Origin of the sequence: Brachymonas denitrificans (assembly GCF_907163135.1) — a bacterium.
GTDB lineage: Bacteria > Pseudomonadota > Gammaproteobacteria > Burkholderiales > Burkholderiaceae_C > Brachymonas > Brachymonas denitrificans_A.
In genome coordinates this window covers 1,583,212-1,608,225 of the sequence record NZ_CAJQUA010000001.1, presented here as the reverse complement: position 1 = coordinate 1,608,225, position 25,014 = coordinate 1,583,212, and the positions used below count along the sequence as shown (strand labels likewise).

Sequence of the window (25,014 nt, the reverse complement as noted above, 5' to 3'; positions counted from 1 at the left end):
GTTCGATGGGCGGCACTTCTGCGGCAACGGGCGACGGGGAAACGGCGGCATTCGGTGGTAGATTGCGCGCATGCAAACCACTCCTGCCTCTCCGTCCACCCCCGCCTCCGACAATGCCGCACTGCAGGCGATCATACGTGCTGAAGTGACCCGGAACGGCGGCTGGCTGCCCTTCGACCGTTTCATGCATCTGGCGCTGTACGCGCCGGGGCTGGGTTACTACGCGCATGGCAGCACCAAGCTCGGGCATCTGCCGGCGGATGGCAGCGATTTTGTCACGGCGCCGGAAATCAGTCCGCTTTACGGGCACACGCTGGCCGTACAGGTGGCCGAGGCGCTGGCGCGCACCGGCACGCAGGAAGTCTGGGAATTTGGTGCCGGCAGCGGCGCGCTGGCCGAGCAGGTGCTCGATGCCTTGCAACAGCAGGGCGTGGCACTGCGCCGCTACACCATCGTCGATGTCTCCGGCAGCCTGCGCGCGCGGCAGCAGGAGCGGCTGGCGCGCTTTGGCAACGTGGTGCAGTGGGCGGCGCAACTGCCCGATGCGATCGAAGGGGTGATTCTGGGCAACGAGGTGCTGGACGCCATGCCGGTGCAGTTGCTGGTGCGCAAGGGCGGCGTATGGCATGAGCGCGGCGTAATGTGGGAAGAAACGGAGCAGGGCTGGGCCTGGGAAGACCGCCCGACCGACCTGCGCCCCCCGCTCGACATTGTGGGCGAACACGACTACCTCACCGAAATCCACCCGCAGGCCGAAGCCTTCATCGGCACCATCGGCCGCCATTTACGGCGCGGCGCGGCCTTCTTCATCGACTACGGCTTTGGCGAAGGCGAGTACTATCACCAGCAGCGTCACATGGGTACCCTGATGTGCCATCAGCTGCACCAGGCCGACGACAACCCCCTGCTGGCCGTGGGCGACAAGGACATCACCGCCCACGTCAACTTCACCGGCATCGCCGTGGCTGCGCAGGACGCGGGGCTGGAAATCCTGGGCTACACCACCCAGGGCTGGTTCCTGCTCAACTGCGGCCTGGCCGAACGCATGGCGCAGAGCAGCCTGGCCGAGCGTGCGCTGGCGCAGAAGCTGGTGATGGAGCACGAGATGGGGGAGTTCTTCAAGGTGCTGGGGGTGTGCAAGGGGGAGCCGTGGGAGGCCATCGGGTTTTCGCGGGGAGACCGGCTGCGGATGCTGTGAGTGTGTTGCGCACTTGGGGGATTTCCGCGTGACAGAGCCTGTCGCCCACAGGGGAGAGATGCAAAAGTAGCCCATTTCGCACAGTGTCACCCCTAATTTTGAGGGGTAAATAATGCACATTCTTGGCGAGGTGCAGGCGAACGGCTGCTTTTCTGTCGGAAATGTTCAGTAAATTCAATTGCTTGGGAATTTCTTGGCCGTTCAATATCGCTTGAAATCCGTGAATTTTTCACCGATTTGTACGAACTTTCAAGGGTATTTGAAATACCTCGCAAAAAACGCTTGCTACATGCAACAATACTTTTCACTTGCCCACGGAGCAAAGTTGGGGCTATGTCTGTTTATTAATAAAAGTATGCGGTGAAACCGCGAGAGCAGTCACGGCAGCGACTTCGTTGGGATGAAACAGTAAACTCCGGACCGGCGCGTATGCGTTTGATGACGGCTTGATGCCGGTTCGGCTAGCCCACAAGAGGGAGCGATCCCGGGAGGAGTCACGCATGAGCCGTATCTACACGTCTTTCCAGAGGGGCACGCAAGTTGCCCTGTTTTCAGCATGCGTTGTGATGGCGTCAGGCTGCGCCACCAGCGGCGGAGACGCCCATCCGCGCGAGTTCACCAGCGGCAAGGTCAACACCAGCGTGGACGCCAACGCAGCCAGCGCCGTCTTCCTGCGCCAGCAGGGGGCAGTGCCCGGCCAGGCCGTCAACATCTTCATCAACGGCGAATACCTCACCTCGCTCACCCCCGGCGGCTTCCAGCAAGGCCCGGCCTGCGTCGGCTCCAACCGCCTCACGGCCAGTTACACCGACGTGAGCACGCGCTACCTGGAGAAGGAACGCCAGGGCCAGAGCTTCGCCACCCCGGCAGGCCAGGTCAGCTACTTCCAGGTAGTGGGCGATGCAGCCGGCAAGCCCGTGCTGCAGCAACTGGACGCCACGGCCGGCCAGGCCCTGGCCGAGCAGCTCAAGCAGCAGGGCCACACGCTGCCGCGCGTGCAACTGAAGTGCGCCGTGCCGCTCAAGACCTACACGCTGCAGGCCTCGGCCCTGTTCCCGTTCGACAAGTCCGACTACGCCAGCATGCTGCCCCAGGGCAAGGAAGAGATCCGCAAGGTGGCGCAGGACATTGCCGCGAGCAAGGCCAATGTGGACCGCATCGAAGTGGTGGGCCACACCGACCCCGAGGGCAGCGACATGTACAACCAGGCCCTTTCGCAGCGCCGTGCCGACACGGTGCGCATGGCCCTGTCGCAGAGCCAGCTGCCAGGCAGCCAGATCGTGGCGCACGGCCGCGGCGAGAAGCAGTTGCTGGTGAGCGACTGCCGTGCACGCTTCCCGCGTGATGCCAAGCAGCGCATGGCCTGCGACCAGCCCAACCGCCGGGTGGAAATCACCCTGTACGGCACGCAACAGGCTGCCCAGCCTGCGGCGAACTGATGGCAGCGGGGCAGTGCGCCCCGCTCCAGCGCAAGACCGAGAGACGGGTCCCATCCGACTGAATCAGAACCTGGCGGTGCGCCACAGCAGCAGGCACCGCCCCCAACTCTCCCGCAGCCCAGAACCGTGAGTAGAGGCTGCAGGGGGAACAAGGAAAGATCATGAGCCTGAAGAACATCACCATCAACATCAACAGTGCCAGCGAAACCGTGCAGAGCCTGCGCATTGCCGGGGGCGAAGGCGGAGCGGGAGCCAGGGGCCAGGGCGTGCGCATCAAGGCGCTGGCCAACGTGAAGTACCACTTCACGGATGAGGCCACGGGCTATGGCCCGGAGAACATGGCGACCAAGCGGGTGGGCAAGAACCTGCACATTGCCTTTGAAGGTGGCGACGTGAACCAGCCGGACCTGGTGATCGAGGACTACTACAAGGACAACGGCGAGATCGGCTACGGCGAAGGCAGTGACAACCTGCTGGTGGGCACGCACGAGAACGGCAATGTGTACCCGTATGTGCCGGAGAGTGCGGTGAGCACGGATGCGGTGAGCATGCTGGCCGATGGGGTGCAGGCCGGGCAGGCGCTGGGCACGAGCGTGGCGCCGGTGCCGCTGTGGTGGCTGCCGCTGCTGCTGATTCCGGCACTGGCGGCTGGGGGTGGCGACGGTGGCACGCCACCCGTGCCGGGCCCAACTGCCGATCCGAAGGTGGCAGAGACGCTGGATGACGAAGGACTCGAGGGTGGTATCCCCGGTGCTCCCGATGGTAGTGACGTGCCAGGCGAGTTGACCACGACCAGTGGCAAGCTGCCCTTTACGGCCCCTGCGGGCCTGAAGTCGATTGTGCTGAACTATGGGGGTACGCATTTGGGGTCTGAAGAGGTGACCTCCTCCTGGGATCCGGATACGCATACGCTGACAATCAGCTCCAAGGATGCTGCCCGTGGCGATCTGATGACAATTCTTGTAGATCAGGGCACAGGCGAGTACACCATCACGTTGCTCAAGCCGCTGATGCACGCGGAAGAGGATGTGTCTACTGAAAACGACATCGTCTTGGAGCTGGGCTACACGGTGACGGATAAGCAGAACCGCAGTGTCGACAGTACGTTGACGGTGACGGTTGATGACGATGTGCCGCAGGCGCATGCAGACACGGCGACGCAGGCGACAGAGGGTGCGCCGATAGAGATTGATGCGCTGGTCAATGACGAGTTTGGTGCTGACGGCGTGGATACGGACAACGCGCCGAATGTGGTGGTGACGGTGCTGACGCAGCCGGCGCAGGGTACGGTGACGTATGACGCGGCCACGGGCAAGTTCACGTACACGCCGAACGCGGGAGCGGGCAGCACGTCGACGACGGACAGCTTCACGTACCAGATTGAGGACGGCGATGGCGACAAGTCGAGCGCGACGGTGACGATCACGCTGCAGGCGGACTCGGTGCCGGTGGTGAAGACGGTGAACCACGCGACGGTGGACGAGGATGGCTTGTCCAATGCGAACGTGGATGCTTCTCCGCTGCTGGACACGGAGACGGACTCGACGGAGAGCGCAACGGATACGAAGACGCTGGTGGTGACGTATGGCAATGACGTGCCGGCGGATTTGCTGGCAGCGATCAAGCTGTCGAATGCGGGTCTGGACACGCAGCTGGATGCGCTGGGTGGAGACGTGACCTGGACGCTGTCCACCGATGGGCGCACGCTCACGGGCAGCGTGGGCACGACGCCGGTGATGACGATTGCGATCACGGGTGCGAGCGTGACGGATGCGGCGACGGGCGAAGTGACGTACACCTATGAGGTGAAGCTGCTGCAGCCGGTGACGCATCCGGGGAACGACAAAGAGGACACGGTGACGCTGAGCGACATCGGGTTCACGGTGACGGACAAGGACGGCGATCCGGTCAGTGGCAAGTTCAATGTGTCGGTGGTGGACGATGTGGCGCAGGCGCATGCAGACACGGCGACGCAGGCGACAGAGGGTGCGCCGATAGAGATTGATGCGCTGGGCAATGACGAGTTTGGTGCTGACGGCGTGGATACGGACAACGCGCCGAATGTGGTGGTGACGGTGCTGACGCAGCCGGCGCAGGGTACGGTGACGTATGACGCGGCCACGGGCAAGTTCACGTACACGCCGAACGCGGGAGCGGGCAGCACGTCGACGACGGACAGCTTCACGTACCAGATTGAGGACGGCGATGGCGACAAGTCGAGCGCGACGGTGACGATCACGCTGCAGGCGGACTCGGTGCCGGTGGTGAAGACGGTGAACCACGCGACGGTGGACGAGGATGGCTTGTCCAATGCGAACATGGATGCTTCTCCGCTGCTGGACACGGAGACGGACTCGACGGAGAGCGCAACGGATACGAAGACGCTGGTGGTGACGTATGGCAATGACGTGCCGGCGGATTTGCTGGCAGCGATCAAGCTGTCGAATGCGGGTCTGGACACGCAGCTGGATGCGCTGGGTGGAGACGTGACCTGGACGCTGTCCACCGATGGGCGCACGCTCACGGGCAGCGTGGGCACGACGCCGGTGATGACGATTGCGATCACGGGTGCGAGCGTGACGGATGCGGCGACGGGCGAAGTGACGTACACCTATGAGGTGAAGCTGCTGCAGCCGGTGACGCATCCGGGGAACGACAACGAGGACACGGTGACGCTGAGCGACATCGGGTTCACGGTGACGGACAAGGACGGCGATCCGGTCAGTGGCAAGTTCAATGTGTCGGTGGTGGACGATGTGGCGCAGGCGCATGCAGACACGGCGACGCAGGCGACAGAGGGTGCGCCGATAGAGATTGATGCGCTGGGCAATGACGAGTTTGGTGCTGACGGCGTGGATACGGACAACGCGCCGAATGTGGTGGTGACGGTGCTGACGCAGCCGGCGCAGGGTACGGTGACGTATGACGCGGCCACGGGCAAGTTCACGTACACGCCGAACGCGGGAGCGGGCAGCACGTCGACGACGGACAGCTTCACGTACCAGATTGAGGACGGCGATGGCGACAAGTCGAGCGCGACGGTGACGATCACGCTGCAGGCGGACTCGGTGCCGGTGGTGAAGACGGTGAACCACGCGACGGTGGACGAGGATGGCTTGTCCAATGCGAACATGGATGCTTCTCCGCTGCTGGACACGGAGACGGACTCGACGGAGAGCGCAACGGATACGAAGACGCTGGTGGTGACGTATGGCAATGACGTGCCGGCGGATTTGCTGGCAGCGATCAAGCTGTCGAATGCGGGTCTGGACACGCAGCTGGATGCGCTGGGTGGAGACGTGACCTGGACGCTGTCCACCGATGGGCGCACGCTCACGGGCAGCGTGGGCACGACGCCGGTGATGACGATTGCGATCACGGGTGCGAGCGTGACGGATGCGGCGACGGGCGAAGTGACGTACACCTATGAGGTGAAGCTGCTGCAGCCGGTGACGCATCCGGGGAACGACAAAGAGGACACGGTGACGCTGAGCGACATCGGGTTCACGGTGACGGACAAGGACGGCGATCCGGTCAGTGGCAAGTTCAATGTGTCGGTGGTGGACGATGTGCCGCAGGCGCATGCAGACACGGCGACGCAGGCGACAGAGGGTGCGCCGATAGAGATTGATGCGCTGGTCAATGACGAGTTTGGTGCTGACGGCGTGGATACGGACAACGCGCCGAATGTGGTGGTGACGGTGCTGACGCAGCCGGCGCAGGGTACGGTGACGTATGACGCGGCCACGGGCAAGTTCACGTACACGCCGAACGCGGGAGCGGGCAGCACGTCGACGACGGACAGCTTCACGTACCAGATTGAGGACGGCGATGGCGACAAGTCGAGCGCGACGGTGACGATCACGCTGCAGGCGGACTCGGTGCCGGTGGTGAAGACGGTGAACCACGCGACGGTGGACGAGGATGGCTTGTCCAATGCGAACGTGGATGCTTCTCCGCTGCTGGACACGGAGACGGACTCGACGGAGAGCGCAACGGATACGAAGACGCTGGTGGTGACGTATGGCAATGACGTGCCGGCGGATTTGCTGGCAGCGATCAAGCTGTCGAATGCGGGTCTGGACACGCAGCTGGATGCGCTGGGTGGAGACGTGACCTGGACGCTGTCCACCGATGGGCGCACGCTCACGGGCAGCGTGGGCACGACGCCGGTGATGACGATTGCGATCACGGGTGCGAGCGTGACGGATGCGGCGACGGGCGAAGTGACGTACACCTATGAGGTGAAGCTGCTGCAGCCGGTGACGCATCCGGGGAACGACAAAGAGGACACGGTGACGCTGAGCGACATCGGGTTCACGGTGACGGACAAGGACGGCGATCCGGTCAGTGGCAAGTTCAATGTGTCGGTGGTGGACGATGTGCCGCAGGCGCATGCAGACACGGCGACGCAGGCGACAGAGGGTGCGCCGATAGAGATTGATGCGCTGGGCAATGACGAGTTTGGTGCTGACGGCGTGGATACGGACAACGCGCCGAAGGTGGTGGTGACGGTGCTGACGCAGCCGGCGCAGGGTACGGTGACGTATGACGCGGCCACGGGCAAGTTCACGTACACGCCGAACGCGGGAGCGGGCAGCACGTCGACGACGGACAGCTTCACGTACCAGATTGAGGACGGCGATGGCGACAAGTCGAGCGCGACGGTGACGATCACGCTGCAGGCGGACTCGGTGCCGGTGGTGAAGACGGTGAACCACGCGACGGTGGACGAGGATGGCTTGTCCAATGCGAACATGGATGCTTCTCCGCTGCTGGACACGGAGACGGACTCGACGGAGAGCGCAACGGATACGAAGACGCTGGTGGTGACGTATGGCAATGACGTGCCGGCGGATTTGCTGGCAGCGATCAAGCTGTCGAATGCGGGTCTGGACACGCAGCTGGATGCGCTGGGTGGAGACGTGACCTGGACGCTGTCCACCGATGGGCGCACGCTCACGGGCAGCGTGGGCACGACGCCGGTGATGACGATTGCGATCACGGGTGCGAGCGTGACGGATGCGGCGACGGGCGAAGTGACGTACACCTATGAGGTGAAGCTGCTGCAGCCGGTGACGCATCCGGGGAACGACAAAGAGGACACGGTGACGCTGAGCGACATCGGGTTCACGGTGACGGACAAGGACGGCGATCCGGTCAGTGGCAAGTTCAATGTGTCGGTGGTGGACGATGTGCCGCAGGCGCATGCAGACACGGCGACGCAGGCGACAGAGGGTGCGCCGATAGAGATTGATGCGCTGGTCAATGACGAGTTTGGTGCTGACGGCGTGGATACGGACAACGCGCCGAATGTGGTGGTGACGGTGCTGACGCAGCCGGCGCAGGGTACGGTGACGTATGACGCGGCCACGGGCAAGTTCACGTACACGCCGAACGCGGGAGCGGGCAGCACGTCGACGACGGACAGCTTCACGTACCAGATTGAGGACGGCGATGGCGACAAGTCGAGCGCGACGGTGACGATCACGCTGCAGGCGGACTCGGTGCCGGTGGTGAAGACGGTGAACCACGCGACGGTGGACGAGGATGGCTTGTCCAATGCGAACATGGATGCTTCTCCGCTGCTGGACACGGAGACGGACTCGACGGAGAGCGCAACGGATACGAAGACGCTGGTGGTGACGTATGGCAATGACGTGCCGGCGGATTTGCTGGCAGCGATCAAGCTGTCGAATGCGGGTCTGGACACGCAGCTGGATGCGCTGGGTGGAGACGTGACCTGGACGCTGTCCACCGATGGGCGCACGCTCACGGGCAGCGTGGGCACGACGCCGGTGATGACGATTGCGATCACGGGTGCGAGCGTGACGGATGCGGCGACGGGCGAAGTGACGTACACCTATGAGGTGAAGCTGCTGCAGCCGGTGACGCATCCGGGGAACGACAAAGAGGACACGGTGACGCTGAGCGACATCGGGTTCACGGTGACGGACAAGGACGGCGATCCGGTCAGTGGCAAGTTCAATGTGTCGGTGGTGGACGATGTGCCGCAGGCGCATGCAGACACGGCGACGCAGGCGACAGAGGGTGCGCCGATAGAGATTGATGCGCTGGTCAATGACGAGTTTGGTGCTGACGGCGTGGATACGGACAACGCGCCGAATGTGGTGGTGACGGTGCTGACGCAGCCGGCGCAGGGTACGGTGACGTATGACGCGGCCACGGGCAAGTTCACGTACACGCCGAACGCGGGAGCGGGCAGCACGTCGACGACGGACAGCTTCACGTACCAGATTGAGGACGGCGATGGCGACAAGTCGAGCGCGACGGTGACGATCACGCTGCAGGCGGACTCGGTGCCGGTGGTGAAGACGGTGAACCACGCGACGGTGGACGAGGATGGCTTGTCCAATGCGAACATGGATGCTTCTCCGCTGCTGGACACGGAGACGGACTCGACGGAGAGCGCAACGGATACGAAGACGCTGGTGGTGACGTATGGCAATGACGTGCCGGCGGATTTGCTGGCAGCGATCAAGCTGTCGAATGCGGGTCTGGACACGCAGCTGGATGCGCTGGGTGGAGACGTGACCTGGACGCTGTCCACCGATGGGCGCACGCTCACGGGCAGCGTGGGCACGACGCCGGTGATGACGATTGCGATCACGGGTGCGAGCGTGACGGATGCGGCGACGGGCGAAGTGACGTACACCTATGAGGTGAAGCTGCTGCAGCCGGTGACGCATCCGGGGAACGACAACGAGGACACGGTGACGCTGAGCGACATCGGGTTCACGGTGACGGACAAGGACGGCGATCCGGTCAGTGGCAAGTTCAATGTGTCGGTGGTGGACGATGTGGCGCAGGCGCATGCAGACACGGCGACGCAGGCGACAGAGGGTGCGCCGATAGAGATTGATGCGCTGGGCAATGACGAGTTTGGTGCTGACGGCGTGGATACGGACAACGCGCCGAAGGTGGTGGTGACGGTGCTGACGCAGCCGGCGCAGGGTACGGTGACGTATGACGCGGCCACGGGCAAGTTCACGTACACGCCGAACGCGGGAGCGGGCAGCACGTCGACGACGGACAGCTTCACGTACCAGATTGAGGACGGCGATGGCGACAAGTCGAGCGCGACGGTGACGATCACGCTGCAGGCGGACTCGGTGCCGGTGGTGAAGACGGTGAACCACGCGACGGTGGACGAGGATGGCTTGTCCAATGCGAACGTGGATGCTTCTCCGCTGCTGGACACGGAGACGGACTCGACGGAGAGCGCAACGGATACGAAGACGCTGGTGGTGACGTATGGCAATGACGTGCCGGCGGATTTGCTGGCAGCGATCAAGCTGTCGAATGCGGGTCTGGACACGCAGCTGGATGCGCTGGGTGGAGACGTGACCTGGACGCTGTCCACCGATGGGCGCACGCTCACGGGCAGCGTGGGCACGACGCCGGTGATGACGATTGCGATCACGGGTGCGAGCGTGACGGATGCGGCGACGGGCGAAGTGACGTACACCTATGAGGTGAAGCTGCTGCAGCCGGTGACGCATCCGGGGAACGACAACGAGGACACGGTGACGCTGAGCGACATCGGGTTCACGGTGACGGACAAGGACGGCGATCCGGTCAGTGGCAAGTTCAATGTGTCGGTGGTGGACGATGTGCCGCAGGCGCATGCAGACACGGCGACGCAGGCGACAGAGGGTGCGCCGATAGAGATTGATGCGCTGGTCAATGACGAGTTTGGTGCTGACGGCGTGGATACGGACAACGCGCCGAATGTGGTGGTGACGGTGCTGACGCAGCCGGCGCAGGGTACGGTGACGTATGACGCGGCCACGGGCAAGTTCACGTACACGCCGAACGCGGGAGCGGGCAGCACGTCGACGACGGACAGCTTCACGTACCAGATTGAGGACGGCGATGGCGACAAGTCGAGCGCGACGGTGACGATCACGCTGCAGGCGGACTCGGTGCCGGTGGTGAAGACGGTGAACCACGCGACGGTGGACGAGGATGGCTTGTCCAATGCGAACGTGGATGCTTCTCCGCTGCTGGACACGGAGACGGACTCGACGGAGAGCGCAACGGATACGAAGACGCTGGTGGTGACGTATGGCAATGACGTGCCGGCGGATTTGCTGGCAGCGATCAAGCTGTCGAATGCGGGTCTGGACACGCAGCTGGATGCGCTGGGTGGAGACGTGACCTGGACGCTGTCCACCGATGGGCGCACGCTCACGGGCAGCGTGGGCACGACGCCGGTGATGACGATTGCGATCACGGGTGCGAGCGTGACGGATGCGGCGACGGGCGAAGTGACGTACACCTATGAGGTGAAGCTGCTGCAGCCGGTGACGCATCCGGGGAACGACAACGAGGACACGGTGACGCTGAGCGACATCGGGTTCACGGTGACGGACAAGGACGGCGATCCGGTCAGTGGCAAGTTCAATGTGTCGGTGGTGGACGATGTGCCCAGCGGCCCCCCCCAAACCGCCACCCCCACGCTCGACGACGACGCCCAGCCCAACGCCAACCAGACCACTGGCGAGGCCTACTACAAGGAAGCAAACGGCACAGGCCTGTTCGCTGCCGGGGCAGATGGCTTGGCAACCATGGATCTGAAGACGGGTGCCCCTGTCATGCACGTCATCCATGTCGATGCACAAGGCGTGGGCAAGCCCTACAAGGTCAGCTGGGAACAGTATCCCCCCGAGAAGGCGGGCGATCCCTACAGCCTGCTTGGCACCATTGAGGTGAACGGGGCGACGGTCACTGTGGCACAGCTGCTGGTGAAGCAGGATGGTAGCTATACCTACGTTCAGAGCATGCCGGTAGTCAACCATGTATCCAGTGCCGATGGCACGGAGGAAACCACTGACTTCGTCTTTGCCATCTCCTTGACCGACGGCGACGGTGATACAGGCAGCGCCGCACTCACCGTGCAGATCAACGATGATGTGCCGCTGGGCAAGAGCGTGGATGCGAGCACGCAGGTTCTGGACGACGATGCGCAGCCGAATGGCAATCCGGGAGCAACCAGTGGAGATGTTCCGAACCTGACGGTGGTTCAAGGCAATGCCGGAAGCCTCTTCAGTGCGGGTGCAGATGGTGTGAAGGCCATCGAGCTGTCTGCGGCGCAGGGGGGCGCGGCGATGCGGGCAATCCACGTGGACACCACGGCAGGCCGCAAGGCAACGCCGTATCTGATCGACTGGGAGCCCAGCGGCAATCTTGCCCAGGACGGCTATGTGCTGCTGACAGGGAGCATCACCGTTGGAACTACAAAGATCACGGTAGCCAAGCTGACGGTGAATGCCGACGGTTCCTACAAGTACGAACAGCTAGCCCCGGTGGTCAGCTCCAAACCGACGGGAGATGGTGTTGAGGAAACCGATGCCTTCAGTTTCACCATCAAGGTGACGGATGGTGACGAGGACTGGGCGACAGGCTCCCTGAAGGTGCATGTCAACGATGACACGCCGGTGGATGCCCAGGTGGCTGACGTCACCATCAGCAACAAGCTCATGGGCTCACACACCTTCACCCTGGATGCCACGGACAAGGCTTTTGCGCTGAACTATGGTGCCGATGGCGGCACGGTGAAGTTCAATGTCACAACTGGCCAGGAAGCGAAGGGTGCAACCGGGGCGACGATGACAGCGGGTGGCGCAACCATCCATTATGTCGTGAGCGCTGATGGCAAGACGCTGCAAGGTGTCACCGGGTACGATGCTGCCACCGGCACTTTTGACAAGACAGTATTTAACGTCACGCTGAATCCCGAAGCATCTGCATACACCGTGGAGATGCTGCAACCAGTGGATGTGACTATCGACGTGAACTACGCCGCAACGGGATATGCCTTCAAGGGTGGTCAGGGAGACTGGAACGGTTACTACAACCTTGCACTGACAGACAGCAAGGATTTGCTGCTGACGGCGGAACCTTCGGGAGATGTTAATACGGCGACCGGGGTAGGCGGTGTTCATAACCCGTATATGAATGGCACCGAGACCATGCGCATCGACTATGTTGTGGATCTTGAGCCAGTAGGCAGTGCCAACAAGGATTTCCTGTTCCAGAAATACTACGTGGCACAAGGTGCCGGTTTCAGCCTGGAGCCCAAGGACGCTGGAAACGCGGGCGATGTGGCCATTGCGTTGCGAGCCTATAACGTGACCGGCGGTGGCCAGAATGCAACAGGAACGCCTACCCAGGAGCCGATTACCGGTATCGTGATTACCAACAACGGAACCACTTCCAAGTTCATCACGCCTACCACTCAGTTGAAAACCTATACAGTTGGCACCGATACGTACCAGGTTATCCTGAAGGCCGATGGTACTGTGGAGGTTAGCGATATTGATTCGCCCACCAGCATCTCCGTCTTCACGGCAGATGGTTATAACAGCCTGCAAGTGCAGAATGTAAACACGAGCAAGGAATTCCAGTTCACCAAGTTCGTTTCCACCGAACTGACTGAGCGGGACTTGAGCTTTGACCTGCCACTGCAACTGGTGGATGGCGATGGCGATACCGCGGCTTCCAGTCTGGGAATCACCCTGTCCGGCAAGTCCGCGCCTCCTGTCTGGGGAACCGAAGCCATGGCTGCCGCCACGGTCTCCGAGGAAGGCTTGCCTGCCGGTATTCCGGATGGTGTGCTGTCTGACAGCGCCAGCGCTGCGGTTGCCGCAGGCAGCGTGAAGTTCACGGATTCCGATTCGGCGCTGGCGGACCTGAGTTTCCAGTTCACGAGCCCTGTGGGAAGCTACACGTCTGGTGGCAAGCAGGTTTACTGGGATCGTAACGTGGAGGGAGTGATCACGGGTTATACGGCAACCGTGGATGCCAATGGCGACCTGGTGAATCGCGAGAATGTCATCAAGGTGAAGATGGGCTCCATTGAGCAGGTTGGTACAGAGTTTCAGGCCGGCTATACCGTTGATCTGTACAAGCCGCTGGACCATGTCAAGACTGGTCAAGGCACCAGCATGCCGATTGACTTCGGCCTGAAGGTGTATGACGGCCGCTCGTATAGTGATGCCAAGGTCCTGACCGTGCATGTGCAGGATGACACGCCGGCGACCGCTGGAATCCGCCATGAAGTAGCCGTGGGGGTGGACAGTCTGGTGGTCAACAACCTGCAGGCCGGCTTCATCGGCTATGTGCTGGACAATGGCAACCAGGTACCTTTTGGCAATCGTTTCGACAATGATGCGGACGACTACATCGACAAGGTCCAGTGGGGCGGCTGGAGCGGTTACTCCAGCTACAGCCTGGTAGACAACCCGGCGTTCGTTGGCACCGGCAGTGCTGCGCCGCTGGGCGAGATTTTCAAGCTGGGCGATTTTACCCACGCGAATAACCCAATCAACGGCACGCCGCTGGACTATGTGACCGTGGAACTCAAGTTCGATGTGATTGTCAATGGCACCACGCACACACTGACCGGTCAGTTCAGGCTGGACCACACGGAAACGCCGAACAACGGCCCGCACCCGGATGACATCATCAAGATCGAGCCGGTCAGCGGTAGCGGCGGCACGGTGCTGCCGGATGGCTCCCTCAAGTTCGTGCTGGACAATGCCGCTGGTCAAGGCCAGTACGCGCTGGTCATCAAGGGCTTCCGCGATGCCGCTGGCAACTACGTGCAGGAAGTGAACAGCAAGGAAAATTCCACCAATACTTTCCAGATCTACGCCGTGGTCGAAGCCGAACATGAAGTGGGCCCGGTCAGCAGCAACATCTTTGCCAATGGTGGCTTGCTGCCGGGTGCCGACAACATGCCGCTGAGCGATGTGCAGTGGGCTGCGCACACCAGTCAGTGGGGTACCTTCACCGGCCAGGCCGACGGTTCCTACACCTTCAAACTCAGCGACTATGGCCAGCTGAACGTGGGTATCGGTGGCAGCCGCACCGAAACCGTCAGCTACAACTACCTGGATGCCGACGGCGACAACGTTACCGGCACGGTGGAGATCGTGCTGGAAGGCTACAAGAACTGGGAAGGTGCGGTGAATCCGGCGAGCACACAGCCGTTGTACCTGCAGGGCACAGGCGGCGCTGACGCGCTGGCTGGCGGAGCTGCCGCAGACTACCTCGTTGGCGGTGCAGGCAATGACACGCTGACGGGCAATGGCGGAGCCGATCGTTTTGTGTTCAACGCGGCCCTGGGCAGCGGCAACGTCGACACCATCACCGACTTCGGCAATGGCGCAGACAAGCTGGTGCTGGCTTCCGATGTGTTTGCTGGCCTGGTCGCTGGCGGTGCGGTGCACCTGGAGTTCGGTGGCGCAAATGCGGCCACCGAAGCCGGCAAGCCGACGGTTCTGTACGACAAGGCAAGCGGTAATCTGTACTTCGATGCGGACGGCCAGGGTGGCAATGCTGCCGTGCAGTTTGCCGTGCTGAGCAACAAACCGCAGGATCTGGCTCCGAGCCAATTCATCGTCATCTGACGCTACGCTCCCCGTGTGCGCGGGGAGCGGTCTTCCGGTTGGCTGGATCTGCCATGCAGCAGGTCCAGGCTTTCTACAAGTTGCACCTTCAAGGCGGCATCCACCCATCATGGGCGGATGCCGCTTTTTCCTTTCTGCCTTCCAGAATTCCTTCGTGGGGCGCATGTATGTCAAGCACCTGCAACGCCTGTCACATAACCGGCCATCATGACGTCTGGCAACGCTTGAACATTTCGCTTACATATCTTCGGGTTTTCCGCCTGTCAGAGAGAAGCGGGATGCATCAACATAAAAACGTTACATTGGAAACCATGTGTACGGCCAACACATGGCTGGCGTGGTCTTCAGTTCCAAATGTGCGAGCACGAATCCGGAGTTTTGTGAATTAGTTAACGTAGAAGAACTATTCCGTTCAACCATGATTTTTTCAGCCTTTGTCCCAATGCAAGAGGAGAGTCAAATGAATAGGTTTGTACTATCAAAGAGCGTGGTTCTGCTCGTTGCAGGAGCTACGGCATTGACTGTCACAGGCTGCGCCACCAGCGGCGGAGACGCCCATCCGCGCGAGTTCACCAGCGGCAAGGTCAACACCAGCGTGGACGCCAACGCAGCCAGCGCCGTCTTCCTGCGCCAGCAGGGGGCAGTGCCCGGCCAGGCCGTCAACATCTTCATCAACGGCGAATACCTCACCTCGCTCACCCCCGGCGGCTTCCAGCAAGGCCCGGCCTGCGTCGGCTCCAACCGCCTCACGGCCAGCTACACCGACGTGAGCACGCGCTACCTGGAGAAGGAACGCCAGGGCCAGAGCTTTGCCACCCCGGCCGGTGAAGTGAGCTACTTCCAGGTAGTGGGCGATGCAGCCGGCAAGCCCGTGCTGCAGCAACTGGACGCCACGGCCGGCCAGGCCCTGGCCGAGCAGCTCAAGCAGCAGGGCCACACGCTGCCGCGCGTGCAACTGAAGTGCGCCGTGCCGCTCAAGACCTACACGCTGCAGGCCTCGGCCCTGTTCCCGTTCGACAAGTCCGATTACGGCAGCATGCTGCCGCAGGGCAAGGAAGAGATCCGCAAGGTGGCGCAGGACATTGCCGCGAGCAAGGCCAATGTGGACCGCATCGAAGTGGTGGGCCACACCGACCCCGAGGGCAGCGACATGTACAACCAGGCCCTTTCGCAACGCCGGGCCGACACGGTGCGCATGGCCCTGTCGCAGAGCCAGCTGCCAGGCAGCCAGATCGTGGCGCATGGCCGCGGCGAGAAGCAGCTGCTGGTGAGCGGCTGCCGTGCACGCTTCCCGCGTGATGCCAAGCAGCGCATGGCCTGCGACCAGCCCAACCGCCGGGTGGAAATCACCCTGTACGGCACGCAACAGGCTGCCCAGCCTGCGGCGAACTGATGGCAGCGGGGCAGTGCGCCCCGCTCCAGCGCAAGACCGAGAGACGGGTCCCATCCGACTGAATCAGAACCTGGCGGTGCGCCACAGCAGCAGGCACCGCCCCCAACTCTCCCGCAGCCCAACGCAATGAGTCGCTGCAGGGGGAACAAGGAAAGATCATGAGCCTGAAGAACATCACCATCAACATCAACAGTGCCAGCGAAACCGTGCAGAGCCTGCGCATTGCCGGGGGCGAAGGCGGAGCGGGAGCCAGGGGCCAGGGCGTGCGCATCAAGGCGCTGGCCAACGTGAAGTACCACTTCACGGATGAGGCCACGGGCTATGGCCCGGAGAACATGGCGACCAAGCGGGTGGGCAAGAACCTGCACATTGCCTTTGAAGGTGGCGACGTGAACCAGCCGGACCTGGTGATCGAGGACTACTACAAGGACAACGGCGAGATCGGCTACGGCGAAGGCAGTGACAACCTGCTGGTGGGCACGCACGAGAACGGCAATGTGTACCCGTATGTGCCGGAGAGTGCGGTGAGCACGGATGCGGTGAGCATGCTGGCCGATGGGGTGCAGGCCGGGCAGGCGCTGGGCACGAGCGTGGCGCCGGTGCCGCTGTGGTGGCTGCCGTTGCTGCTGATTCCGGCGCTGGCGGCTGGGGGGGATGGTGGTACGACTCCGCCTCCGGTTCCGCCGACGATCGACATTCCGGACCTGAACGGAGCTGCTCCCGGACAGAACACCGTGCGCGAAGACAAGACGGTGGAAGGTCACTTCACGATCAAGGCGCCCGAGGGGCTGACCAGCATCGTGGTGGCAGGCACGACGGTGACCAAGGCCCAGCTCGAGGCGCTGGGCACTTCGCCGGTCACTGTGGCGACCAGCCAGGGCGACATCAAGCTGACCGGCTACGACCCGGCAACCGGCAAGATCACCTACCTGTACGACCCGGCCGGCCTGAGCAAGGACCACTCGGCGGGTGATGACAAGGTGCTCGACACGATCACGCTTCAGGTGATCGATGGCAAGGGTGGCAGCGTGAGCGGCGACCTGGTGGTGCAGATCACGGATACGGAGCCTCAGGCACACCCGGACGCGGTCCAGCTTGCCAAGGACGCCGCCAGCATTTCCGGCAACGTTGTGGAAGGCGGCCTGCCGGGCGAGCAGGCGGATGAGAAGAACCCCGACGCGCCGGTGCAGGTGGTGAGCGTGACGGACAAGGACGGCAATGCGGTTGCGGTTCCTGCCGACGGCACGGTTGTGGTGCAGGGCAAGTATGGCGAACTGACGATCGGCAAGGATGGTGCGTACACCTACACGCGCACGCCGGGCTCGGCGGGTGGTCAGGACGACGTGTTTACGTACACGATCAAGGACGGCGATGGTGACGAGAAGTCGACGACGTTGACGATCAAGATTGGCAACTCGACGCCGACGGTGGGCGAAGAGGAGCCCAATCCGGATGATCCGAACGGAACGCCGATCTACGTGATTGCGGATGGACAGGTAAACGAAGCGGGCCTGCCGGCGCGCACGGACGAGCCTGCGGGTTCGGATGCGGACAGCGACAGCGAAACGACCACGAGCCAGTTCATCTTTGCCAGCGCCGACGGCCTTGCGGCGGTGACGCTGGGAGGCAAGGCTGTGGCCGAGGGTACGGACTTTGCGGCAGATCCGCTGGTGGAAGATGACACCGGCAAGCTGTGGGCGTACTACACGTATGACAAGGCCACGGGCCAGGGCGTGGTGCACTACAAGTACACGCTCAAGGACAACACGCTGACGGATCCGTCGTCGGTGGACTTTGCGGTGAAGGTAACGGACCAGGATGGCCAGTCGGCGAGCAACACGCTGAAAGTGGTGATTGTGGACGATGTGCCGACGGCCAAGCCCGACACTGCCACACTGACCGAAGACCAAACCATCACCAATGGTTCCGTGTACACCAACGATGTTTTCGGTGCAGATGGCAAGGACGCTGCAGGCGGCGTTGTAGGGGTGAAAACCGGGTCGGACACCAGCACGCCTGCTACAGGCAACGTTGGTACCAGTTTGAAGGGCACCTATGGCACCCTGAAATTGGATGCCAATGGAACGTATACGTACACCCCAGACGCCGAAGCGCAGAAACTGAATAACGGGGATTCCAGAACCGACGAGTTCGTCTACACCATCAAGGATGGTGATGGCGACTTGTCCACGACCACCTTGGTTATTACGGTGAGAGGTGTCGACGATCCGCCTACAGACTTCGTGCCGTTGAAGTCAGTCACTGTCTCCGAGGAGGGGTTGCCTGGTGGTATCAAGGACAATGTGGGTGTGCCGTCGGATACGACGAATGAAGTGAAAGTCACGGTCACTGACGGCATCAAGTTCAAGGATGTCGACAACGTTGCAGCCGACTTCAAGGTATTCTTCACGGAGCCGACTGGTGTCTACAAGTCCGACAACGTCGAAATCGTTTGGGATATCAGCGTTCCCAATCAGATCACCGGGCGTGCAGGAAGCGCGACTGGTCCGGAGGTCATCGTCATCAAGGTTGGCACCATCACTGCCGACAGCAGTGTTGCCAATGGCTTCAAGGCCGACTATACGGTCGAGCTGAAAAAGGCCATCGATCACTCTGGCGAGGGCGTCGAGGACGTGAGCGATCTTGTGTTTGGCCTGAAGGTCTCTGACGGCCAGCACGAAAGTGCCTTGCAGTCACTTACGGTCACGGTTGAGGATGACAGTCCGTTTGCCACTCCGGTGTACGAAACGGTTGGTGTAGCCAACAAGTTCTATGCGAACGTGATGATCAGTCTGGACGTATCCGGAAGTATGGCTGATATTGTGAAGATCACCAATCCGGATGGCTCAATAGAATCGGTTACAAGGCTTGAGGCTTCAAAGCGGGCGATCAAGTTCATGCTGGATCAATACCAGTCCAACCTTGACAGCACGATAGCCAATGGCGGCGAAGGAGAGGTGAAAGTCAGTCTGTCGACTTTTGCGGGCTCCGCCACGCAACGTTCCGCCGGGTGGATTACGCTTGCTGAGGCCAAGGCTTTTATTGACAGCTATGGTGCGGCAGGATCCACCAATTATGACGCCGCATTGCAGGAACTGATCGACTCCTTCAGCCAGACGCATGACGCGCTTGGGAATGTCTACGGGCAGCCGGTCGCTGTGTCCAAGGATCCTGTCAATATTTCCTATATGCTCACGGACGGTGAGCCGACCGCATCGAATGGTGGCCAAGTCGGCATCAGCCCAGGTAATTTCCCCGGCTTTGTCGCTGGTGGTAATACCGATGTGGGGCAAGCTGATTGGGAAGCATTCCTCCGTGGCGATCTTCCCATTGCTGCTGGCCGGAAGACCATTTCCTATGCCATTGGCATGGGAAGCGGCGTAAGCGCCAATGCGCTTAATCCCATTGCCTACAACGGGGTTACCGGGCAGGATGATAACTCCCTGGTAAAAATCGTCAGCGACATGAATGATCTGGCGTCCGTGCTGGCTGCAACGACACCGGTGCCGCAGGGGGTCGACAGCAGCCTGCTCAAGGGCTATCTGCCGGGAGCCGGGTTTGGTGCAGACGGTGGCTATGTGACCAAAGTGGTGGTCAACGGACAAACCTATATCTGGAATGGCACTACCATGAGTGGCTCCGGCGGGACCTGGTCCAGCCCGAGTACCGGAGTGCTGAAAGTGCTGGGTACTTCTGGCGGTTGGCTGACGCTGACAATGGCGCAAGGCGGAGAATCAGGAGACTTCTCCTTTGAGCCTCCCAAGACAGTGCTGAACCATGATCCGGAGGTCGTGAGCTTCGTCTTTATCGACAAGGATGGAGATACCGCAGCGAGCAACCTGGTGATCGATCTTTCGGCATTGCCCATAGCGGGAGCGACCTATTCAGGTACGCTGCTTGACAATACCAAGACGGGTTTCGGCGTGGTCGACATCATGGATGGTCAGGCCGGGAACGATACCCTCAGTGGCGGTGCAGGCAACGATATCCTGTATGGAGGATTGGGCAACGATACCCTCAATGGGGATGCCGGCAATGACAAGCTCTATGGCGGTCTTGGCAACGATAGCCTGAACGGCGGTAACGGTGATGACTACCTGGTCGGCGGTCAGGGCAATGACACGCTGACCGGAGGAGCCGGTGCCGACAAGTTTGTTTTCGCAGCCCCCTTGCATTCCACGAACAACCTGGATACCGTGGTCGACTTCAGTTCGGCGGAGGGTGACAAGCTGGTTCTCAGTGCCTTGTTCTTTGAGGGGCTGAAGGCAGGTGACCCTGTCAAGCTGGTCGTGAATGGGCCGGCAACTGATGGCAGTCCAACTGTGCTCTACAACAGCAATACGGGCATGTTGTCCTACGATGCAGACGGTAACGGTGCTGGAGGCGCCGTGGACTTTGCCAAGCTGCAGAACCTGGCACCGTTGAACAGTGGCGACTTTGTAGTGATCTGATCCTTGGCCTTCCACGGCTAGCCGGCGGCCTGCAGCCGTCGGGATCAGCGTCTCTCGGCGGCAGGGCCTGCGGTGCACAGGCCCCACCCACCTGCACGGTTGCACCTTCAAGGCGGCATCCACCCATCATGGGCGGATGCCGCTTTTTCCTTTCTGCCTTCCAGAATTCCTTCGCGGGGCGCATGTATGTCAAGCACCTGCAACGCCTGTCACATAACCTGAAGCGCCCCGGGTTTCGCGGAGGCCAGTTGGTTTAAGTCAGGCGGTCGCGGCCTGACCAGCGCGTTGTTGGTGATAGTTTGCCTCGAACTCGGCGGGCGGGATATTGCCCAGTGGCCCCATCAATCGATGGTGATTGAACCAAGACAACCATTCCAGCGTTGCCAGTTCGACGGCCTGCTTCGTCTTCCATGGTCCACGGCGGTGGATCACCTCGGCCTTGTATAGACCGTTGATGGTCTCGGCCAGCGCGTTGTCATAGCTGTCGCCCTTGGAGCCCACTGAGGGCTCGATACCCGCCTCGGCCAGTCGTTCGCTGTAGCGAATTGAAAGGTATTGCGAGCCCCTGTCGGAATGGTAGCGCCGCAGGTTCTGCCCGTCATTCGGCGCTTGGCGCATGGCGCGTACTGCGGCGCACTTGGTAGACCACATGCGCACGCTGCTGTAATATCTCGGTTACGCGGAGGCCACTTGTCCTCGCCGTTGGAAGTGACAGAGCCTTCGCCGCGAAACGCGACATGCAGCTGCGCGACAGCACTGAGCGCAGAAAGGGGAAGATTGTGATGCTGACCTGTTTGAGGCTGGGCGTTGCTGTTGCGGTGATCTTGAGCGCTGCAAGTCTTCCGGGGCGCGCATGGGCATGGGAATGCCTTGACTGCTCTAAGAAGTGCTGCACCACCGTAGACCTTGGCTTGTTGGGCTCGCACACCGTTTGTGAATCCACATGCCAGACGACTTGCGCTGCTGCAAATGTCGGTTGTGGCAAGATTGACCCGACCCCCCCGGGGCTTCCGCCGGGGACCATTTCACCGGTCCCGATCCCCCCGGTTGGCCTCGATCCCGCTGTTGGCCTGGCGATCTTAACTGGGGGCATGGTGAACCCCGTAACGCAGAAGGCCGTCAACGACGCCATCTGGAATTTGAACAAGGCAGTGAAAGATGCTGCTTGGAACCTGGACAAAGCGGGCAAGGACGCCGAAGCCGAGGTAGGTCGCGTCGGCCGCGACGCAGAAGCACTCGGGAACGCGGCTAAGCACTACGGGGAAGCGGTGGTCAAAGGTACGGGCCTGTCATTGAACAAGGCGTTCACGAGGGTTCGCGAAGGCAAAGTCGTCGATGCGCTATGGCACATGGGGACTGACAGGGTGGTGACCGAGAGCGACGCCGCGGCTGCGGCCGCTCAGGAAAGTTCAATCCTGCGTACGGTTGGCCAGGTGTCCGCATCCGTGTACGGCGGGCCGACCGGGTGCGCGGCTTATGCGGCTTGGCTGGCGTACTACCAATCGGGCGGGGACGTCAACCTCGCCTTGCGTGTCGGCATCATCAGCGGCGCGACGGCCTACGCAATGGCCGGCGCAGGCGACATTCCGACGCGAAACGCGACTGGGGAGCTTGTGGCAAGTGCCGTCGCCAAGCGTGCGGCGGTGACGGGTGCGATCGGAGGTTTAGCGATCGCTGCAGCGGGAGGAGACGAGAACGCCGTTCGGGACGGATTCCTGCGCGCTGGCGCCATGGTGCTGATCCAGGAAGGCTATCGCGAGTACACGAAGCACCCGCTGTCTGAAACCGACAGAGAAGGCAAGCCGAGCGGCTTGAAGGCATCCCGCGGTGACGCGTACTGTGTCTCCACAGTGGTGAATTGCCGAACACCTCCGCCAGGTGCTGCCAAGATTGTCGATGGCGAGTTCCAAGGATGGGACCAGTCTAAACTTGATCCGTCTGCGCCGCACGTCGGCAATTCGTCTGATCTGTCATCGACCTTCAAGTGGCCTGCGACGGGCGAGGGTGCTCCAATCATGACCGCCATCTCCAAGATCCCGGGCGCCAACGCCATGGCCGTCTTCCACGACCAGTGGGCGCTCGGCTGGAACATGCCACCAGGGGTTCTTCAGGCGACGATCTATCCTGCGGTGATCCTCACGTACAACGGTACGAGCGCGCCACTCATGGAGATGGTGCGTGAGCAGGCTGTCAAGAAGAACGCTAACAGCTCTGCAGCAGGGCCGACTGCAGCTCAGGCGGCACCTCCGGATGGTGCTGGCAGTGTGATCCTTGTGAACCGCGATGCCATCAAAGCAGATCCGATTCAGCAACAGCGGCTCGAGGTGGCCTATTCCTGCGCAACGTCGACCGACGACCGATCCATCGCTGTAGAGGTCGATGACCAGAAGAAGACGTTCGCCTGTCGCGTGGTGTACCGCGCCAAGGGGCAACGCACCGTGCCATGGCGGGCGGCGAACGACACGCAGTATTGCTACAAGCGTGCGATGAAGTTGGCCAACACGCAGGTCGACGCCGGATACCAGTGTGGAGTGGCCTTCGCGACTCCGCGCAGGTAGCTTCGCGGGTGCCTTCCGGGGCACGCCTGCGCGCCCGATCCGCTAACGCGCCATCAGTTTCCCCGGAACAGCTAGTTGTAGTCGAACCGGCGAACGATCTCCGCTCGCGGCCTGGTCGCTTGCGGTTGCGGCGGGTTGATGAACGCCGCCGACTCCTCGGGAGCGATGACCGACGGCACCAGCAGGATCGCCGTCTTTGCCCTACTCAACCAGTTGCTGCCCGCACGCACGCTGGCACTGCCCGCCGGAATGGAGTCCCACGACGCGGGTAGCCTGCTGACATCCATCACCTCTAGGGCAGCCCAGACGGCACCCGGGGGCTCCGATTTCTTCGCCAGCGTAGAGTGCCGAGCTGATTAACCCGCCCGCAGTGGCGAGTTAGAACCGAAATGAGTGGCCTTCATCGAACCAGAATCGGTGGCCTTCCTCCAACCGGAACGAATGGCCTTCGCCAGAACGGAAAGAGTGGCGGCTTTCAATCGGAATGGCTGGCGGGTTTGGATTGGAATGCGTGGCCGGCCTGGTCCGGAATACGCAGATTGGGCCGCTCGGCTCTGAACTGCCGATTGACGCGATCAAGCGGACATGGCGATTTGGGGTCGGCAATCGTGGTGCGCTGCGCCTTGCCTCTGCGCACACCCTGCAGACCTTGCTGACGCATCAGCCGCTCGACGGTACAGCGTGCCACGGTGACACCCTCCCTGTTGAGTTGCAGCCAGACCTTGTCTGCGCCATAGACCTGCAAGTTGGCATGCCACACACGGTGAATCTGCGGCACCAGGACCGCATCACGCTGGGCACGCAGCGACCGCAAGGCTGGCTGACGCTGGCGTGCTGCATGACGCCAATACGCTGAAGGGGCAATCTGCAAGACACGGCAGATCGACTCGACCCCAAGCTGCGCCCGATGTTGATCGACGAAGGCCTTCAGGACTTGATGCGGCGGTCGAGCTCCGCCTGGGCGAAAAACGCACTGGCCAGCTTCAGGATCTCGTTGGCCTTGCGCAGTTCGCGGTTCTCACGCTCGAGGTCCTTGATGCGCTGAGCCTCGGCGGTCGAGACCCCGTCACGCACACCCGCATCCACCTCATGCTGCTTGACCCAGGCATGCAGCGTCTGCGGCACGCAACCGATCATCCCTGCGATGGACTCAATGGCCGCCCACTGCGACGGATGCTCGCTACGGTGTTCCAAGACCATGCGCACGGCACGCTCACGGACTTCAGGCGAAAACTTCGGGGACTTCTTCATGGCTCCATTCTCCAGTGTCGGAGCCTCCGCGAAACCCGGGGCGCTTCACGTTCACAGAGATTGCGCCTGATCAGAAATATACCTTTGACATCACGGCGACCGATGGAGACGGGGATGTGACGACTGCTCAAGTGTTGAATATTCAGCAGAATTCGACGCCGCCTGCTGTTGGAGCAGCGACGGATGGCGGAGCGGTGACCACTGCGCTGACGGATATGCAGGACGCCAGTCCCTATGTGCTGATCTGACCGGGTACAGCGTACAGGGCTGGGGAGAGGCCATACTCA

At 61.8% G+C, this 25,014-nt stretch carries 7 protein-coding genes, 2 pseudogenes and 1 other annotated feature; of the genes and pseudogenes, 7 read left to right on the top strand and 2 right to left on the bottom strand.

All coding sequences use genetic code 11. The features are described 5' to 3' along the window. Positions 1 to 70 precede the first annotated feature (70 nt). From KKQ75_RS07475 to KKQ75_RS07455, 5 genes are all read left to right on the top strand, one after another. The gene (locus tag KKQ75_RS07475; RefSeq protein ID WP_213361306.1) at positions 71 to 1,198 is read left to right on the top strand and encodes a class I SAM-dependent methyltransferase; all 1,128 of its coding nucleotides are present in this window, start codon (positions 71 to 73) and stop codon (positions 1,196 to 1,198) included. 566 nt (positions 1,199 to 1,764) lie between these two features. Next, positions 1,765 to 2,637, top strand: coding sequence for an OmpA family protein (locus KKQ75_RS07470; protein ID WP_213361304.1), 873 nt, complete (start codon positions 1,765 to 1,767; stop codon positions 2,635 to 2,637). Positions 2,638 to 2,798: 161 nt separating this feature from the next. Next, complete coding sequence (locus tag KKQ75_RS07465; RefSeq protein ID WP_213361303.1) at positions 2,799 to 15,074, top strand: Ig-like domain-containing protein; 12,276 nt, start codon at positions 2,799 to 2,801, stop codon at positions 15,072 to 15,074. Positions 15,075 to 15,591: 517 nt separating this feature from the next. After that, a complete protein-coding gene (locus KKQ75_RS07460) occupies positions 15,592 to 16,467 on the top strand; it encodes an OmpA family protein (RefSeq protein WP_213361302.1) in 876 nt (291 codons plus the stop codon). A 158-nt stretch (positions 16,468 to 16,625) separates the two neighbouring features. Continuing rightward, complete coding sequence (locus tag KKQ75_RS07455; protein WP_213361301.1) at positions 16,626 to 20,918, top strand: Ig-like domain-containing protein; 4,293 nt, start codon at positions 16,626 to 16,628, stop codon at positions 20,916 to 20,918. A 258-nt stretch (positions 20,919 to 21,176) separates the two neighbouring features. Here KKQ75_RS07455 and KKQ75_RS07450 read toward each other — a convergent pair. Beyond that, positions 21,177 to 21,497 (bottom strand): annotated as a pseudogene (locus tag KKQ75_RS07450) (integrase core domain-containing protein); the annotation flags it as partial. 512 nt (positions 21,498 to 22,009) lie between these two features. Here KKQ75_RS07450 and KKQ75_RS07445 point away from each other — a divergent pair. Next, positions 22,010 to 23,476: a hypothetical protein gene (locus KKQ75_RS07445; protein ID WP_213361300.1), complete on the top strand. Its 1,467-nt coding sequence runs from the start codon at positions 22,010 to 22,012 to the stop codon at positions 23,474 to 23,476. A gap of 538 nt (positions 23,477 to 24,014) precedes the next feature. Here the strand turns inward: KKQ75_RS07445 and KKQ75_RS07440 are convergent. Further along, positions 24,015 to 24,727, bottom strand: a pseudogene (locus tag KKQ75_RS07440) (IS3 family transposase); the annotation flags it as partial. Further along, positions 24,333 to 24,449, bottom strand: a sequence feature (AL1L pseudoknot). Its footprint overlaps the pseudogene before it by 117 nt. Before the next feature lie 116 nt (positions 24,728 to 24,843). Here KKQ75_RS07440 and KKQ75_RS13125 point away from each other — a divergent pair. After that, positions 24,844 to 24,975: a hypothetical protein gene (locus KKQ75_RS13125; protein WP_284069726.1), complete on the top strand. Its 132-nt coding sequence runs from the start codon at positions 24,844 to 24,846 to the stop codon at positions 24,973 to 24,975. Positions 24,976 to 25,014 lie beyond the last annotated feature (39 nt).

What these genes read in the sequence shown, in the direction of transcription:
- KKQ75_RS07475 (WP_213361306.1), top strand. Translation starts at nt 71, where the DNA reads ATGCAAACCACTCCTGCCTCTCCGTCCACCCCCGCCTCCGACAATGCC.
- KKQ75_RS07470 (WP_213361304.1), top strand. Translation starts at nt 1,765, where the DNA reads ATGGCGTCAGGCTGCGCCACCAGCGGCGGAGACGCCCATCCGCGCGAG.
- KKQ75_RS07465 (WP_213361303.1), top strand. Translation starts at nt 2,799, where the DNA reads ATGAGCCTGAAGAACATCACCATCAACATCAACAGTGCCAGCGAAACC.
- KKQ75_RS07455 (WP_213361301.1), top strand. Translation starts at nt 16,626, where the DNA reads ATGAGCCTGAAGAACATCACCATCAACATCAACAGTGCCAGCGAAACC.
- KKQ75_RS07445 (WP_213361300.1), top strand. Translation starts at nt 22,010, where the DNA reads ATGGTGAACCCCGTAACGCAGAAGGCCGTCAACGACGCCATCTGGAAT.